This is a genomic window from Parageobacillus thermantarcticus (assembly GCF_900111865.1).
Taxonomy (GTDB): Bacteria; Bacillota; Bacilli; order Bacillales; family Anoxybacillaceae; genus Parageobacillus; species Parageobacillus thermantarcticus.
The window spans coordinates 21,442-34,425 of the sequence record NZ_FOJS01000030.1 but is presented as its reverse complement, the minus strand read 5'-3'; the positions used below and the strand labels follow the sequence as shown (position 1 = coordinate 34,425).

Here is a 12,984-nt window from a genome sequence, read left to right as displayed (position 1 = left end):
TCCCTCTCTTGTGCGTGGAACGCGCAAGGTCAACCGTCCCACCCGGGTTGTCAGCTGGCGTGGATACGAACCGTTGCGATATCCTTTTCGTTCTTCCGTTCGTTCATAACGGCGAGCCCCCAGCTGTTCTTCTACTTGTGCCTCGAGGATTTGATTGAGGACTTGTTCCAGTAGCTTCGCTAATCCTTCATCTCTGGTGAATAACCCGTGCAAAAGTTCATCATTTAGGGTAATATGATATTGAGCCATGGTTGCATTCCTCCTTATGTTTGGTGTTTTTGGTCCACTGTTTATTCTACCAAAGGGGAAGCAACATGGCTCTTTTTCTATTTCCCTTTTTACACAATTATATGGACTTAACTTGAAGCTAGAACAGAGGGATGTTTTGCACTGTCGGTGAGCAGCAGGAAAAGGAGTTGCATCAGATATGGAAAGCAACGCAGGAAAATTGCAAGACTATTTAAATTCTCTCTTAAATGAGTTAGGGGCGCCGATCAACTGGACGCAGGAAGATGCACATCAATTTTATGTGAGGTTTTGTGATCCGCAGCTTCTTGGCAGTCGTTTAATTTTAGAAGTAAGGTATGTGAAGGAGTTGCAGAATGACAACGTGTTATTAATAGCAGAAGTGCTGAATCCTGATACGTTTACGCCGTTTGTTCTTCCTTTTAATGGGGATAAATGGACGGTAGCCTTGACCGTTCCAAATAATGGAGCCAAGTATAAGAAAGGGGATATCTTAACTGCTGTTGCCGAAGAACTAAAATTCAATAAACTTTCGGATGAGAAGGAAAATAGAAAATTAGGAATGGTATTTATTAACGCAAATTCTATCCGGCGTGCTTCTTTTCAAACAAGTTTGCTAGCATGCTTCGGTGAGAGAATTGTGCAAAAGCTTGCGGAGCAGCTTGGACCTTTGGAAAAAATTGCGCCGCTCATTGTGTCGCAGATTGAATCACAAATAGAGAACGATATCCTAAGGTTAGAAGCGAAATTGAATAAACAAGAAAATGAGTTGCGAGCCAACTTTCGGGAGCAGGAGATAAAACTGCAAGAAGAATATCGTCAGAAGGAAGAGATGTTCAATAAAGAAAAAAGTAAAATCGATCGGCAATTAAAAAAGCTCGAAGGACAGAAAAAATTAATCAGCGATGAAGAGTCTTTGTTAGATAAGAGAAAGAGGGAACTAGAAGAACAAAAAGAAGCTTTGAACAAAGAAGCCCAAAAGTTAGAAGGATATAAAAAAAGCCTAAAATCTCAATTTGAACGGTTCCGTCTTGTACATCCACTGTTAGAGAATGAAGATGATGAAGATAATGCTATTTCAAATGACCAAACCATTCATTGGAGCGATCAGGAAGATATTATAGCGACTATTCAAGGTGCTTTGCACGAACGATGCGATCTTCAGTATGAACGTGATGTTATTGAATGTTTTGTAGGCGCTTTAAAGACGAATCAGCTTATTATTCTGCATGGTCCGAGCGGAACAGGCAAATCCAGCCTGGCAAGAAATTTTTCTAAAATCATTAAGGGGGCAAAGACATACACGATAAGGGTTCAGTCTAGCTGGACGGATAAGCAAGATATACTCGGGTTCTTTAATCCAATTGATTATCAATATGTCTCCACTGAATTTTTGGATGCGTTAGTAGAAGCAAAGAAAAATCCGAAATCTTTGTATTTGATTTGTTTAGACGAGATGAACCTGTCCCATGTAGAGTATTATTTTGCGGAATTTTTGAGCGCCATGGAAGAAGAAAATCCTAAGATTACCCTTTACTCTAAACATTTTCAAAAGTTAGCTGATGAAATGATTAAACCTTACATCACTGTGGATGAAAACGGACTTGAGTTGCTTGATGAAGAGAAATGTAAACAAATACAGAGCGATTCTGAAAGATGGAAAGTGCAAAATTGTTTTGATTTGCGCTACCGGTATCCTGCAGAATTTGAAATTCCACGTAATGTAAGATTTATTGGCACGATGAATATGGATCATACCGTAAAGGGACTAAGTCCCAAAATTATTGATCGTAGCTTTGTAATTGAACTGCGTTATCCAGAGGATGAGGAAGGTTTAATAGAAGAACTGGAAAAGATAAAAGTATCTAAGTTGATTTCCGTTGATTTGGAGAAAGATTTAACGGTGACTGTAATGGATGAGGATTGCAGGCAAAAGGCCAAAGAACTCAATCCGCTGCTGGATCAATTAGGAGCTAGATTGAACCGCAGAGCTTTAGACCAAATTGGTTATTACGGAAGTGCGGTAAACTCTCATTTGAAATTTGATCAAATCATTCGCGGAAAAATATTGCCGAGAATCCAAGTTTCACGAAGCGAAGAAACGGTTCAAGCATTGGAGCAGCTATTACAAAAGCTCAAGCATCAATCGGATATTTCATTATTAACTCAAATGAAAATAGAAGAAATGTTAAGTCAAGGGCGGACCATTACATATTGGAGATGATGCGGAGTGGAATTATGGATCGCTAAGATCAAGTCTACAAGCGAACGCCCTATACAAAAATTAATCAGTCCGCTGATTTTTAATGAAGAAAGCAACTGTTATATTGCTTCTGAATATGAAGGGACGATTGTTGTAAAAACATCGAATAATAAAGTCCAAAAAGTATTCTTGTCCCATTACGGTATAACGTCGAGTGAGCAGCGAATTCCTTTAATTTATGATGAACAATGGGATGTTTGGTATGATAAAGGTGATGAACTTGAGGAGCGAAGTCCAATCGGTATTAATCAATGCGGCACTTTTTTCTTTGAGGCGGAAGATGGAGACGGGTATATAATAGACAGGTCTAGCGACGTTTATATCACAAGCAGTTTATTGACAGAGGAAGAATTTCAGCAGATGAAAGACGAAATCGTCAATATGCTTGAAGATTTATTGACGGCTAACGAGGGGCCTGCGACGCCAATGAGATTGTGGAGAGAAAATGTTGAGGCGGCTCAATATGCATTGGAACAGACGAAAAAACTTCATGAAGTGTTATTGGAATTGGAAGATGCGCCCCATGAGCAATTAATACGTGAGCAACAATTGGTCCCTTCTTCCAAAATAAAACGGTTTGATGCAGAATTTTTGATCAACCGCAAGCTTTTTCCGTTTAAGGATAAGTTTTCGATTCCTGTAAACGTGCGTTCCATAGATATTCCGGAACATAGAATGATACGCTGGGGACTGGAGAGGTTAATAGATTATGCGGATCGTTATTTAAGACAGGCGCGGAACAGAAAAAGAGATTTATGTCAAAGAAGGGATTTTTTAATTTATGCATTATCTAGTGAGAAAGATCAGCGTCTAGAAGTTTGGGAGCAGAAAAGAATCAAGAATTCTATAAAGAAAGATTTGGTTCATGTTTCCGAATTCCTTCGGTTAGTTTGCGAGAGTGAGCGTTATTGGGAAGAGATCGTTGATATGGCAAAGAAATGTTTAAATTTGCATTACTTGAATGTAGGCGAAGAGGAACTGGCGCAAACGCACTTGTTTACATTTTCGCCTCTTTACAGTGAAGCGTATCAATATTTAGACGATTTGTTGAACTTAAAGCCGTTGAAACAATTGTCAAATACATATGCTCCTTTGCAAAAGTCACCAAAATTATATGAGGTATGGTGTTTGCTTTCGATTATTCATTCATTAATTTACGAATGCGGTTTTATCCCGGTTCAAAATCCGTATACCCAAATTCAACGACGTCTTCAAAGAAAAAGGGGGTTAGAAGGAATATCTTTTACCTTTCACCGCCCTGTTTATCGTTATGAAAATAGTTATGAGCTGCAAGAAATGGATTTAACACTTGAAGTTTATTATGAACGTCCTTTTTTAGATACGGAAAAATCTTATAGACCTGATTTTACTTTTATTTTCCGGGATTCGTTTCGAACGGAGACGGCTTTTTTGGATGCAAAGTATAAGCCATTGCCTAATCGGGAGTATTGGGCTGAAATCGTTCGTGATGTATCATTTGAAAAATATTATAAACCTTTGCCGAAGAAGCCTATAGCATCCTTTTTAATGCATCCAAATAAATTAAAGGATGTTTCTATTCATACATGGAATGCGGCAATAAATCATAGGAAACAAGAAGAACTTAGGCACCGTTTAGGCAGCTTTGATTATAAGCCTAGCAATAAAAAAGGGTTTGTAAAATGGATGAATATGCTGCTGCATTATCATTTAGGGTATAACGGGGTGTGCATGCATTGCGGTGCACACTTTCCTGCTAAGTGTGAGTACGATGTTAAACAGAAAAAGAAAAAGTATTTTACATGCAGCAATCCGGAATGCGAAGCCTTTTGGGTAGAGTCTTTTTGTTTCAACAGAAAAGGAGGAAATTATGCGAAAAAAGATGCTCATGAACCATCAACTGCCACTTTGTTTAAATATACTAAACATTCAGAAATGAATTATCATAAGGAAACACCAGACGAATGGGATGTGTTTTGTCCAGTTTGTAACAAACGGGCTCAGGATCGATTTAGAAACGATGTCTAATAATACAATGCCTGTAGTCAAACACTGTCAAATCCGGAAGCTTGGCGAGGATTAGTAGAATGATTGTCGTAAACTTAACTTGTTCTTGTGTCTGCCATACGTAAAACAGATTCCCCACCTTGTTGAATGAGGCGGACTTTATTTCTGTTTCTGAAAGTTGATACTCATGAGCGAAAAACTCCCAATCAAAATACCATGCAGTGTAGACATATATTATTTTAGCGAAGAAACAGTGATGGTCATTGAATCCACCGACCGCCGCCGGGCGCCCCGGCGCGTCTTGTTGCATCCACGTAAAAAATTGATGAAGAGTTGGGATGGAAAGCGGAATATTCGTTGGAACCAATCAGCGGAAGTGTGTGGGGATGGCGTCAGCGGAAAAGGTAAGGAGGACAAGCCACCCCGTAACAAGGGCGGCTTGTAAGTTTCATTTTTGTTGATTTATCCGAAAAATGCATTGACGATGAGTAACGTAACCAAAGACGCTGCCCATGCCAGTGTGGTTGGAATAGACCATGTCAAAATTTGTTCTTTCACTTCTTTAATTCCTAACATGCGGTTAATGACCCAGAACAAGCTATCGTTAAAATACGAGAAGATCATTGCCCCTAAGGCGGCTGCCTGTGCAGCCAATGCCATATTGACATTCAATTGTTGCAAAATAGGTGCTGAGATGGAGGCGGCGGTAATCATGGCCACGGTTCCGCTGCCTTGAATCAGTCTCACAATCGTTGCGATGATGAAAGGGATTAAGATGGCTGGGAGATGTAATTGCGCAACTTGTTGGGCAATATAATCCCCGCTTCCACTCTCCCTTAGGACGTTCCCGAGCGCCCCACCGGCACCGGTGACGAGGAGGATGATTCCGGACGTTTTGATTCCTTCCTCCATTTGGTCAAGCGCTTCAGAGCGCTTCACATGGTGATATAATCCGTATATGGAGAAGATCAATCCGATTCCAACTGCAATAATGGGCGAGCCAAGAAATGTGATGTAGTCGTAAATTCCTCCCTTTAATTTGAGGGCGGTGACGGTTGTATTCGCAAAGATTAATATAATCGGAACGAAAATAGGAAGCACCGATCGTGTTAGTGAAGGTAAGTCTTTCTTTTCCTTAGATTCAAGAAATTCCTGGACCGTGATCGGATTAACCGGTCGTACATAATCTAAGCCTGTTTCATCAGGGATTTGATATATTTTCTTTCCAAGCCATTTGGCATATAGGACGCCTACAACGGTAACGGGGATGGCAAAAACTAATCCCCACGCAATCATCAATCCGACGTCAACTCCAAAAATTCCCGCAACACCCAATGGACCGGGTGTTGGTGGCACCGCATGGTGGGTGGCGACGAGCCCGGCTCCGAGTGCCACGCCAATGGTGAGAACGGATTTCCCGGTTTTTTTAGAAAGGGCTTTCACAAGCGGCGTTAAAATCACAAAGGCTGAGTCCACAAAGATAGGGATGGAAACGATATACCCTGTGATCGCCATTGCCCATTCTTCTTTTCGTTTTCCGACCCATTTTACAAGAGTATATGCCATTTTTTCAGCCGCACCGGATACTTCTAAAATGCGTCCCATCATCACTCCGAATCCAATCACGATTCCTATAGATCCTAAAGTGGATCCGAATCCTGCGGTGATCGCGTTAACGACGTCGGGAGCAGACATGCCACCGATCAGTCCAGTAATGGAAGCCGCTATGATCAGAGCCAAAAATGCGTGAATTTTCGTCTTAAGTACTAGGAAAATGAGGATCGCTACCCCTAATACAAGCCCGAATATCATTTGGGCGCCCGATGCTTCCAACGCTTATACCCCCTTTTCATTCCCCTTTTGTTGCCTAGACCATAGAAGAGTTATGCCCATGAAGGCTGAAATTTTGGCGCATATTTTGCTGCAAGTGTAATGGCTTCTTCCATACTTACGCTGCTTGCAATTCCCTTTCCGGCAATATCGAAGGCTGTTCCGTGGTCGACAGATGTGCGCAAAAATGGAAGACCGTTTGTAATCGAAATCGTTCTTTCAAAATCCGCCATCTTCGCGGCAATATGACCTTGATCATGGTAAAGGGATAGTACAGCATCATAACGCCCATTTAGTGCGTGATGAAAAACAGAGTCAGCAGGGATTGGCCCAACGGCGTTAATCCCTTTTTCTTGAGCCATTTGAATGCCTGGGAGAATCTCATCGATTTCTTCCCTTCCAAACAGCCCGTTTTCTCCGCCGTGTGGGTTTAATGCTGCTACGGCGATTTTGCGATTTTCCACTCCTAGGCGTTGCAATGCTTGATCACAACGAATTAAATAGTCACAAACTCTCTCTTTTGTCATTGCGGCGATGGCGTCTTTTAGGGACAGGTGTCTCGTTAAAAAGAAAATTCTCATGTTTCTTACTTCAAACATCGTCAGTGGATCATGGGTGTTGGTCAATGCGGCTAATATTTCTGTATGTCCGATAAAAGGAACGTTTGCCGCTTTCAACGATTCTTTATTGATCGGCGTCGTGGCTAAAGCTGACACTTTTCCGTTAAGGGCTAGATGGACAGCTGTTTCAATATATTCGTAAGCTGCCTTCCCGCATTGTGCCTGAACTTTCCCCATTTCAAGGGTGTCTACGTTTACGTTGTTTAATGAGATAACATCTATTGTTCCATGTTCGTATTTTCCATCTGAAGGATCTTTAATTTCACGGATGTTCAGCGAGATACTTGTAAAATTCATAGCCATTTTCAATACTTCACTATGACCAATAACAAGGGGTGAGCAAACTTCATATATTTTCGGGTTATTCAAGGCTTTAACTGTGATCTCTGGTCCGATTCCTGCCGGATCTCCCATTGGGATTGCGATAATCGGTTTAGTTTGTGCTGACATGTTTTCCACTCCTTTGGTGATTGATTTTCATTTGCAAAAACCGTAAACTTTTATAAATGGACCGTTGGTCGCCAACCATGCCTCCCTTTGTGACGACAGGGAGTCCGTCCAAGTATCCTCCCGAGAAGTATCCGAATGATGTCAATGGGAGAACTTCGTCTTCAATTTCAATGCCATTTGCTCTTCCTACGGCGCAAAGGGATGCGGTTACATCGCCGCCGCTTGTGAAGCATCCAGAAATGGGATACTTGGAACTCTCGATAATTTTCCTGCTAATTACGGCAAGTCCGTCTGTTATTCTTTTAGCTAGAGCATCTTCAGATACTTGCTCTATATCTGATAACGCTTTCAAGTTGATTAGTTTATTCGCGGGGTGGTACGTAGTCACAATTAAGATGTTTTCTGTTTCTAATCTTTTTAGGCCAATGGATACGGCCCGTTCAACTTCTTCATTCCAGCTATTTGTGAAACTCGCTAATTTTTCTGGATTTACGTATACCGGGTTAGCGTTTGTTTTAGCTAAGAGATAATGAAGTTGTCGGCCGGTTAAAGAGGTCACACTTCCGATGACGATTAATATTTTTTGTGTGTTGAGTTCTTGATGTAAGTATAATCTTGCATAGTAAGCGGTTAAGGGACCTGGATCGACGGGAACAATGATTTTATCTTTAATCTTTGTCATCGCAAGGGCAATTGTTTCGATATGTTCATCGTTTACTGCATCAACCACGATGATTCGGTTTCCCTGTTCGATTTCTTCCCGTAATTTATTGGTGATTCTCCCGACGCCGGAAAGAACGGCATCCAGCCCTATCAATGAGACTGAATGGATGCTTTGTTGTCGAATGATGTCTGGGACAAACGACTGATTGACGGGCATAAGAGGATCTTTGGCTACGTCGGTTTCCTGGACAGGTACACCATCAACGAGCAAATATCCCCCGGTTGTTATTCTTCCCGAGTCGGGAAAAGAAGGGACGACGATGGCGATAGAATGTTCGCCAAGTTCATTTAAAACGGTATCAATTTCGATCCCAATATTGCCACGGATGGTGCTGTCAATTCTCTTGCAAAATATCTTCACATTCCATTGTTTGAGGTTTTTGATTGCCTGGCGTACGCGATTTTCCGCAATCTCCCTAGAAGCGTATCGGCTATCGGTATCAATACAAATAGCATCGTAGTTTTCTATATTTGTCAAAGGTGCGTTTCTGACGAAGGTAGCTGTTTTGAATCCTTGTTTGGCCAATCTGACTCCTGTTGCATTAGCGCCGGTCAGATCATCTGCAATTACTCCTATTCTCATAAGTATTGTTCCCCCTCCCTGTCTATCAAAATCGTTTATATCGCTGCCGATGGATCACCCCCTTATTTTTGTTTATCACCAAGCAGGACAGTAAGGGGTTTTTCATATGACGTTGATTTTTAGTTGAAGTTGGGACTGCCTATACTCATTCTCATTCAATAGGGCGTACAACAATCACGTTTACATGTTCACTATATTTACACTGGTCTTCTTGGCTTAATCCCGTGTCTGTAATAATCCCTTCCAACTCTGAAAGTTGGCAAACGAGAGAAAAAGCCTTTTGGTTAAACTTGCTGGAATCGGCCAGCAACCAAGTAGATTCGGCCGCTTGCATCATCAGTTTTTTGATTAGCGATTTTTCAAAAGTGGGCGATGTTACTCCTGATGCAATATCGACAGCATGGGCCCCTAAAAAGAAAATATCTGCATGGATGTTTTTCAGTAACTCTTGGGTAGGCCAGCCATACAAAGTACCAACTTGGTTTTGCAATTCACCTCCCGTCACGATCACCTTTAATTTACTTTCCATTAATTCGGCTGCAATCTTAATGTCATTAGTAATAACAGTTAAATCTTCCCTGTCTTTAATCAACCTAGCGACTTCAATAGTGGTCGTTCCTGAATCTAAAATGACATTAGCTCCTTCTGGAATCAGTTCGACTGCTTTACGGGCAATGGCTTTTTTCTGCTCGATATTTTTTTCTTTTTTCGTTGAGTACGGTGTTTCTTGAATTAGCGATTTCGGATGAATGGCACCCCCATGTGTTCGGACGATCTTGCCCTCTCTTTCAAGAAGAGCCAAATCTCTTCTGATCGTCATTGCTGACACGTTTAATTGTTGCGACAGTTCTTCGATATCCACTTTACCTTGGGTGATCAATTGTTTTTCAATCCATCGGCGTCGTTCTTTTGGCAACATGTGTATTCATCCTTTAAAAAATGTTCGATTTTAACAATTTTTTGTTAACTTTTAACGATATTTTATTTCTATTTGTTAACTTTTGTCAATAAGGGAAGTAGAAAATTTTTTTCAATTCTAAGATGGGTTTGGTGCCTGTCACCGCCCAAAATTATTCCGTTTCATCGGTTTCTTTAATTGACGGGGGAACGCATCCAAAGCCTGGCGAGGTGTCGCTGGCACATCACGGTGTTTTGTTTCTCGATGAAATGGTGGAATTTGCGAAAAAGACGCTGGATATGCTTCGCCAGCCGTTAGAGACGGAGAGAGTGACGATTAGCCGTATTTCGTCGACGGTGACATATCCCGCGGACTTTATTTTGCTTGGGACGATGAATCCGTGTCCGTGTGGATATTTAGGCTCAAGAACGCGCTATTGCACATGTAGTCCGAAACAAATTCAAGCGTATCGAAATCGTGTTTCCGGGCCGATTTATGACCGGATGGATGTTTTATTGTCATTGGAAGTCATTGATTTCACCAAAGAAACGAGGGTTTCGGAATCTTCGGAAACCATAAGGAAAAGAGTAGAAGAAGCAAGAAGAAAGCAATATGAACGTTACGGAAAAGAAATAACGAATGGGCGTGTTCCTTTTGAGTTATTAATGGAAAAAAGCCCGCTTGCCACAAGGCAGCAACTTCTGTTGCAGCAATGGGCATCCCAGCATCAATGGAGCAATCGTGTACAAACGAAAATCATTCGGTTGGCAAGGACCATTTCCGATTTAAAGGGAACCGAAGAGATAGCGGATGAATCGCTTTGGGAAGCGGTGACGCTAAGATGGCTGAAAACATATACGAAGCAACAGGCAACAGCGAGGTAAAAAGAATGGGACGGCAAAAGCGGATCTGGGTGCCCCATCGGTTTTATCATATCGTTTGCCGCGGCAATCGGCGTGATCCCCTATTCAAGGAAACAAATGATTTTCTTGCTTTTCTTCATATCCTCCACCAGCTTCACGAAAAAATCCCATTTGAAATAGCCGCATATTGCCTTATGACGAATCACTTTCACCTGCAGCTGCGCTCAAAACAGGAGCTGGTTTCGAAAGTCATGGCGCTCATGAACAAACGGTATGCGAATTATTATAATACTCGCTATCGTTTGACGGGACATGTATTTGAAAAGCGTTATTATGGTAAATGGATTGACAATGACAGCGGAATGTTGGAAGTGAGTCGATATATTCATCTCAACCCTGTAGAAGCTCATATGGCGCATGTGCCGGAACTTTACCGTTGGAGAGTTTATTTGTATATGCATCCAAAATCGCTGCCCCCGAAATTTATGAATATGGATGCATTATTAGATTACTTTTCAGGCACAAAAACAGAGCGGAAGAAAAAATATGCTGAATTGGTGAGGGTATCTGTCACTTGTCAGCCATCGAAAGCGCGTGGAAATGGCATCAGCGGAAAGGACGATGATTAGGCCGCCCCTTGGTGGGGCGGTTTATTTATAGGCATTTTCTATATACAGCGGTTTCCCTAATGAAATGAGTGCAAGAAAATTCTTTAAGGTGTAAAATATAATTACAATACCGTTTTAAAAGGGAGAGGAAAGGTATATGGAAGGGAATATGGAAAAGAGACCCTTCAATGTTTATTGTAATTCCATTAGTTTAAGTATGAGTCTTCATGATATTATCCTTAATCTTCAACAGCAATCGCCCGATGAGAATATATACCTCGGAAAGGTTACTATGAGCCCACAACACGCCAAACAATTTGCCTATTTGTTATTGAATTACATTAAGCAGTATGAAGAGATATTCGGTGAAATCCCTTCCCCGCCAAGCGAGGAAAAGATTCAGGAACTTTCGCAATTAGGTATTATTGGTGTGAAGAGTGAGCAATAATGGAAGGTAACAAGATCAATACAGACTACATATTTATAACTGAGGACCCTCTAGGCAGAGAGGTGCGGCTTAAAAGCACAACGTGGAATTATCATATTGTTGGTGGGGATCATACAAGGGAAGAGTTTATAGGCCAAGAAGATATGGTCAAGAGCGTCATTCAAGATCCTTGTTTTATATTGCCAAATAATCCCGACGATCAGCATGATACAAGACAAAAATATATAGATCTTGTGCAATTGCCTAAGTTTAAGTCGCTAAAGGCATTGGTCGTTATTGTCGACCATGAAGATGAAGCGTATGGTGACGTTGTTACCGTCATCGCCAAAAGCAGGTTAAACCAAGAGACAGGAGGTGCGATTTATGTTCGTCCAAAATTTACAGGAAAACGTTAAATACTCCTATGACTATGATCACGATGTTCTTTATATTTATTTGGGCGAACCAAAAGTGTCGTACGATGACGAAGCAGCTCCTGGTGTGTTTATCCGGTTTTCTGAAGAGGATGAGGTCATTACTGGCATTGTGATTATGGACTACAAGAAGCGGGATATTGAGCGTATAAAGAAGTTTATACCGGTGAATATTAATTTTCATATGATTAACGAACAAATCCATTAGTTTTGGCCGATTTTGCCTCTGGCATGGACTCAACTATATCATCCTTCGCTACTTTAATGCGGCTGGGGCGCACGAGTCGGGGGCAAAGCGGTTTTATTTTCTAGAGGGCTGGTGAAAAACGACCGATTTCGCCGAACCCGTTGCTTTCGGCTGAAAGAGAAGCGTTGATTTTACAGGACTTCTCAATTTGAGAAGAGATTCCGTTTTCCGCGATTTTTCACGAAATCACCAGCCTTCCAGTTTCGAACATACTCGTTTTTAGTTAAGGGTATAGAGAGCGAAACAGCGGAGGAAAAAAGGTTTTTCCAAGGGCTCTCCCTCCTTTCCCGCCATGCGGGTGGGAGGAGGGTCAAATGTATTTGATCATGGCTGTTTCATCGCAACAGTCGAGTTTCGGGCAATTGACACAGTCAATCCACACTTTTTCCGGCAGTGTTGATTTATCTACGATCTCAAACCCGCATTTTCGAAAAAACTCCACTTGGTACGTGAAGGAGATTAACCGCTTCACCCCGAGTCTGGCCGCTTCGTTCGCAATATGTTCAACAAGCAGGCGGCCGATTCCTTTCCCCATATGCTCAGGAGATACGACGAGCGAACGCACTTCCCCGAGATCGTGCCCTAGGATATGCAGCCCAGCGGTGCCGACGATTTGACCGTTTTCCCTGGCGACATACATGCATTGCAAGTGCTGGTAGATGGACAGCAGCGAGCGGGGCAACACCAATCCTTTTTCCGCATAGTGTTGGATGAGCGCGTGCATGTCTTTGACATCGCTCGTGACGGCATGGTCGATTTGCATTTGGATCCCTCGCGATCAATCGTCATTGTATATTTATAAATAT

13 protein-coding genes and 1 pseudogene are annotated in these 12,984 nt (G+C 41.8%); 8 read left to right on the top strand and 6 right to left on the bottom strand.

Annotation, left to right across the window (positions count from 1 at the left end):
* Window positions 1-249, bottom strand: a 249-nt coding sequence (locus tag BM278_RS13095) for a transposase (RefSeq protein ID WP_208601806.1), incomplete at its 3' end; no start/stop codon positions are given.
* Between the two features lie 178 nt (window positions 250-427).
* On the opposite strand from BM278_RS13095, the gene BM278_RS13090 reads away from it, so the two are divergent.
* From BM278_RS13090 to BM278_RS19685, 3 genes are all read left to right on the top strand, one after another.
* Entirely contained in the window at window positions 428-2,470 is a 2,043-nt protein-coding gene (locus tag BM278_RS13090) for an McrB family protein (RefSeq protein ID WP_090950412.1), read from the top strand.
* Between the two features lie 6 nt (window positions 2,471-2,476).
* A complete protein-coding gene (locus BM278_RS13085) occupies window positions 2,477-4,516 on the top strand; it encodes a hypothetical protein (RefSeq protein WP_090950409.1) in 2,040 nt (679 codons plus the stop codon).
* A gap of 166 nt (window positions 4,517-4,682) precedes the next feature.
* The gene (locus tag BM278_RS19685) at window positions 4,683-4,940 is read left to right on the top strand and encodes a hypothetical protein (RefSeq protein ID WP_208601805.1); all 258 of its coding nucleotides are present in this window, start codon (window positions 4,683-4,685) and stop codon (window positions 4,938-4,940) included.
* Between the two features lie 17 nt (window positions 4,941-4,957).
* Here the strand turns inward: BM278_RS19685 and BM278_RS13075 are convergent, their stop codons facing one another.
* From BM278_RS13075 to BM278_RS13060, 4 genes are all read right to left on the bottom strand, one after another.
* Complete coding sequence (locus tag BM278_RS13075) at window positions 4,958-6,328, bottom strand: GntP family permease (RefSeq protein WP_090950403.1); 1,371 nt, start codon at window positions 6,326-6,328, stop codon at window positions 4,958-4,960.
* A gap of 50 nt (window positions 6,329-6,378) precedes the next feature.
* The gene (gene pdxA / locus BM278_RS13070; RefSeq protein WP_015375992.1) at window positions 6,379-7,395 is read right to left on the bottom strand and encodes a 4-hydroxythreonine-4-phosphate dehydrogenase PdxA; all 1,017 of its coding nucleotides are present in this window, start codon (window positions 7,393-7,395) and stop codon (window positions 6,379-6,381) included.
* Window positions 7,379-8,701: a four-carbon acid sugar kinase family protein gene (locus BM278_RS13065; protein WP_090950400.1), complete on the bottom strand. Its 1,323-nt coding sequence runs from the start codon at window positions 8,699-8,701 to the stop codon at window positions 7,379-7,381. Before BM278_RS13065 ends, pdxA begins: the two co-directional genes overlap by 17 nt.
* A gap of 151 nt (window positions 8,702-8,852) precedes the next feature.
* Window positions 8,853-9,620, bottom strand: a complete 768-nt coding sequence (locus tag BM278_RS13060) for a DeoR/GlpR family DNA-binding transcription regulator (RefSeq protein WP_015375990.1) — start codon at window positions 9,618-9,620, stop codon at window positions 8,853-8,855.
* A 134-nt stretch (window positions 9,621-9,754) separates the two neighbouring features.
* Between BM278_RS13060 and BM278_RS13055 the strand changes: the two are divergent.
* From BM278_RS13055 to BM278_RS13035, 5 genes and pseudogenes are all read left to right on the top strand, one after another.
* Window positions 9,755-10,483 (top strand): annotated as a pseudogene (locus tag BM278_RS13055) (ATP-binding protein); the annotation flags it as partial.
* Between the two features lie 5 nt (window positions 10,484-10,488).
* Window positions 10,489-11,091: a transposase gene (locus BM278_RS13050; RefSeq protein ID WP_244151169.1), complete on the top strand. Its 603-nt coding sequence runs from the start codon at window positions 10,489-10,491 to the stop codon at window positions 11,089-11,091.
* Window positions 11,092-11,227: 136 nt separating this feature from the next.
* Window positions 11,228-11,518, top strand: coding sequence for a DUF3467 domain-containing protein (locus BM278_RS13045; RefSeq protein WP_021321464.1), 291 nt, complete (start codon window positions 11,228-11,230; stop codon window positions 11,516-11,518).
* Window positions 11,518-11,913 (top strand): hypothetical protein, encoded by a 396-nt coding sequence (locus BM278_RS13040; protein ID WP_023634263.1) that lies wholly within the window; start codon window positions 11,518-11,520, stop codon window positions 11,911-11,913. Before BM278_RS13045 ends, BM278_RS13040 begins: the two co-directional genes overlap by 1 nt.
* The gene (locus BM278_RS13035; protein WP_011888351.1) at window positions 11,882-12,139 is read left to right on the top strand and encodes a DUF2283 domain-containing protein; all 258 of its coding nucleotides are present in this window, start codon (window positions 11,882-11,884) and stop codon (window positions 12,137-12,139) included. Before BM278_RS13040 ends, BM278_RS13035 begins: the two co-directional genes overlap by 32 nt.
* Before the next feature lie 349 nt (window positions 12,140-12,488).
* Here BM278_RS13035 and BM278_RS13030 read toward each other — a convergent pair whose 3' ends face one another.
* The gene (locus BM278_RS13030) at window positions 12,489-12,941 is read right to left on the bottom strand and encodes an N-acetyltransferase (RefSeq protein WP_023634264.1); all 453 of its coding nucleotides are present in this window, start codon (window positions 12,939-12,941) and stop codon (window positions 12,489-12,491) included.
* Between the last annotated feature and the right edge of the window lie 43 nt (window positions 12,942-12,984).

Bases quoted from the DNA above. Each gene is read 5' to 3' on its own strand.
- BM278_RS13090 (WP_090950412.1), top strand. From the start codon at position 428: ATGGAAAGCAACGCAGGAAAATTGCAAGACTATTTAAATTCTCTCTTA.
- BM278_RS19685 (WP_208601805.1), top strand. From the start codon at position 4,683: ATGAGCGAAAAACTCCCAATCAAAATACCATGCAGTGTAGACATATAT.
- pdxA (WP_015375992.1), bottom strand. From the start codon at position 7,395: ATGTCAGCACAAACTAAACCGATTATCGCAATCCCAATGGGAGATCCG.
- BM278_RS13065 (WP_090950400.1), bottom strand. From the start codon at position 8,701: ATGAGAATAGGAGTAATTGCAGATGATCTGACCGGCGCTAATGCAACA.
- BM278_RS13060 (WP_015375990.1), bottom strand. From the start codon at position 9,620: ATGTTGCCAAAAGAACGACGCCGATGGATTGAAAAACAATTGATCACC.
- BM278_RS13050 (WP_244151169.1), top strand. From the start codon at position 10,489: ATGGGACGGCAAAAGCGGATCTGGGTGCCCCATCGGTTTTATCATATC.
- BM278_RS13045 (WP_021321464.1), top strand. From the start codon at position 11,228: ATGGAAGGGAATATGGAAAAGAGACCCTTCAATGTTTATTGTAATTCC.
- BM278_RS13040 (WP_023634263.1), top strand. From the start codon at position 11,518: ATGGAAGGTAACAAGATCAATACAGACTACATATTTATAACTGAGGAC.
- BM278_RS13035 (WP_011888351.1), top strand. From the start codon at position 11,882: ATGTTCGTCCAAAATTTACAGGAAAACGTTAAATACTCCTATGACTAT.
- BM278_RS13030 (WP_023634264.1), bottom strand. From the start codon at position 12,941: ATGCAAATCGACCATGCCGTCACGAGCGATGTCAAAGACATGCACGCG.